This window comes from Vibrio sp. V39_P1S14PM300 (assembly GCF_009904765.1).
Taxonomy (GTDB): Bacteria; Pseudomonadota; Gammaproteobacteria; order Enterobacterales; family Vibrionaceae; genus Vibrio; species Vibrio proteolyticus.
Window position 1 is genome coordinate 1 of the sequence record NZ_WXWP01000242.1, and the last position, 3,223, is coordinate 3,223.

Sequence of the window (3,223 nt, forward strand, 5' to 3'; positions counted from 1 at the left end):
GGAGATGTGTATACGTGTCTGGGTTAATACTGTTGCGACATAGATGGATATATAACCAACCCAGATCATCCAGTCATCATACCGCCAGATAAGAACCCACAGCGCAAACATCTGTGTCAGCGTTTTCACTTTACCGATCCAAGAAACCGCGACGCTGGCACGTTTACCAATTTCGGCCATCCATTCACGCAATGCCGAGATAATGATTTCACGCGCTATCATGGTTAATGCCGGAATCGTAATCCAGATTGAGTGGTAATGTTCCGTGATAAGAATAAGAGCCGTTGCCACTAATACTTTATCTGCCACGGGATCAATAAAAGCGCCAAAACGGGAGGTTTGCCCCAGTTTTCGTGCCAACATACCATCCAGCCAATCAGTAAAGCCAGCCACCCAGAATACCATAGCGGCCGCAAAAGGCGCCCAGCTGTACGGGAGATAAAACACGACGACAAATACCGGGATCAGGAAAAGTCGCAGGAGAGATAAAATATTAGGAATGTTAAAACGCATATTATTAGGCTCTTATCGTTTGCGCGTTAATGTTGCGGGATTTTTCTTATTGTTTCAATGCTTGATAAATGTTTTCTGCCAAAGAATGGCTAATCCCCGGCACTTTGGCTATTTCTTCAACACTCGCCCGCTTTAATTCTTGTAATCCACCCATGTATTTGAGCAATGCCTGACGACGTTTTGGTCCAATACCTTCGATACCTTCAAGTGCACTGGTACGGCGGGTTTTACCGCGCTTCGCCCGATGACCTGCAATCGCGTGATTGTGGCTTTCATCGCGAATATGCTGAATGAGATGCAAGGCGGGATCATCACTGGGTAAATTAAATTCTTCTCCGTCCGTGGTGATCAGAGTTTCCAACCCTGGCTTACGCGTAACACCTTTCGCAATGCCTATCATTCTAGGGCGCTTAGGCCAGTCATCCCAGTATTCTCTGATGATATCATGCGCACGGTTAAGCTGACCTTTACCACCATCAATAAAAATAATGTCCGGGATTTTCTCAATATCCAGTTGTTTTGAGTAGCGTCGCTCCAGAGCCTGTCCCATTGCAGCGTAATCATCGCCGCCGGTGATTCCGGTAATGTTATAACGACGGTACTCCTGCTTAACCGGCCCTTCGGGATTGAATACCACGCATGACGCAATGGTACTTTCCCCCATGGTATGGGAGATATCAAAACACTCCATCCGGTTGATGCTATCCATATCCAGCACTTCGCGCAGTGCTTTGAAACGCTGAGAAATCGTCATTTTATGATTGATCTTGGTGGTAATCGCGGTTAGCGCATTGGTATTCGCCAACTTGAGGTAGCGGCCTCGTGTCCCAGCCGGATTGACATGGTACGTCACCCTCCTACCCGCCACTTCGCTGAGCGCATCCTGAAGTGGCTTAATGTCATCCACCAGCCCTTGATTAAGGATGATCCGCGTTGGGATCGTTCTCGCTTCATTGTGACTGAGGTAGTACTGACTGAGAAAACTGTAAAACACCTCTTCCTGCGATGTGTTCGACGGTACTTTGGGAAAATGACTCCGGCTCCCCAGCACTTTACCTTGCCGTATCATCAGAATATGGATGCAGGCAATGCCGTTTTCCTGCGCAAAGCCCAATACATCCATATCATCCATACTGTCTTCAGAAACGAATTGTTGTTCCTGTACCCGGCGGATGGCTTGAATCTGATCGCGATATTTGGCCGCATCTTCAAATTTAAGTGTACGGCTGGCTTCTTCCATTTTCGCAATCAGAATTTCCAGCACCTGCTTGTCTTTGCCCTGTAAGAATAAACGCACGTAGTTGACCAGCTCCGCGTATTCTTCATCAGAGATAATGCTGCTTACGCAGGGCCCCGCACAACGTCCAATCTGATACATCAAGCAAGGCCTGGTACGATTGCTGTATACCGTGTCTTCACACTGACGTACCGGAAAGATTTTCTGGATCAGATGCAAAGATTCACGGACGGCGCCAGAGTCGGGATACGGGCCAAAATATTCCCCTTTGCGCTTTTTCGCACCACGATGCATCGACAAGCGAGGATGTTTATGCCCACTGATAAAAATATAAGGGTACGATTTATCGTCCCGCAGCAATACGTTGTATTTGGGAAGATACTGCTTGATGTAGTTGTGTTCGAGGATCAGCGCTTCTGTCTCAGTATGGGTAACCGTGACATCAATTTTTGCGATGTTGCTGACCAGTGCTCTGGTTTTTTCGCTGTCTACACGCTGACGAAAGTAACTGGACAGGCGCTTTTTGAGATCTTTGGCTTTACCGACATAAATAACCACAGCATCGGCGCTGTACATACGGTAAACGCCGGGCTGATTGGTTACTGTCTTAAGAAAGGAAACCGAGTCAAAGGTGGTGGTCACTATAGTGTCTCGGTATCTAAAATTCCGTGTCGGATCGCCAGATGGGTGAGTTCAACGTCACCGCTGATGTCCAGTTTACTGAACAATCGGTAACGGTAACTGTTCACCGTTTTGGGGCTGAGATTCAACTGCTCAGATATATCGGTCACTTTCTGCCCTTTAGTTATCATCAACATGATCTGCAACTCACGCTCGGACAAGTCCGCAAACGGGTTTTCAGACGCTGGTGAAAACTGGCTGAGCGCCATTTGTTGAGCAATCTCAGGTGAGATATAACGCTGCCCGCTGTGAACAACGCGAATCGCGTTGACCATTTCGTCCGGGCCAGCACCTTTCGTCAGATACCCTGCGGCACCTGCCTGCATCACTTTAGTTGGAAACGGATTTTCCGTATGAACAGTTAAAACGATGATTTTCACATCCGGATTGAAACGCAGGATCTTCTTCGTGGCTTCCAGACCACCGATTCCCGGCATGTTCATATCCATCAAAATGACATCGGCATGATTAGTGCGACACCATTTGACTGCTTCTTCACCGCTGTCAGCTTCCCCTGCTACGTTCATTCCACGGACGTCTTCAATAATACGTCGTATCCCTGTGCGAACCAGCTCGTGATCATCTACAAGGAAAACACTTATCAAACTTGTATCTCCACACTCTTAAATTGGCTCTGCACCCACTTGAGGTAGTGGATAGCAGCATGGCTGCCTATTTTAACTTAATTCGCCGAATTTACTTACTCTGAATATGTGCGCAAAAGCAAACTTTAGCAAGTACTTATTTTCAGAACTGACGACTAGTACACATTTAACCTTTAAATCAATAAGT

Annotated in this window: 3 protein-coding genes; all 3 read right to left on the reverse strand. The window is 47.1% G+C overall.

The window, feature by feature from the left end:
• Positions 1 to 513 (reverse strand): CDP-diacylglycerol--glycerol-3-phosphate 3-phosphatidyltransferase (gene pgsA / locus CAG65_RS12135; RefSeq protein WP_161453796.1); only part of this gene is annotated, 513 nt, incomplete at its 3' end.
• A gap of 46 nt (positions 514 to 559) precedes the next feature.
• A complete protein-coding gene (gene uvrC / locus CAG65_RS12140) occupies positions 560 to 2,392 on the reverse strand; it encodes an excinuclease ABC subunit UvrC (protein WP_161453797.1) in 1,833 nt (610 codons plus the stop codon).
• Positions 2,392 to 3,036, reverse strand: a complete 645-nt coding sequence (uvrY, locus tag CAG65_RS12145) for a UvrY/SirA/GacA family response regulator transcription factor (protein WP_021705486.1) — start codon at positions 3,034 to 3,036, stop codon at positions 2,392 to 2,394. Before uvrY ends, uvrC begins: the two co-directional genes overlap by 1 nt.
• Positions 3,037 to 3,223: the final 187 nt, after the last annotated feature.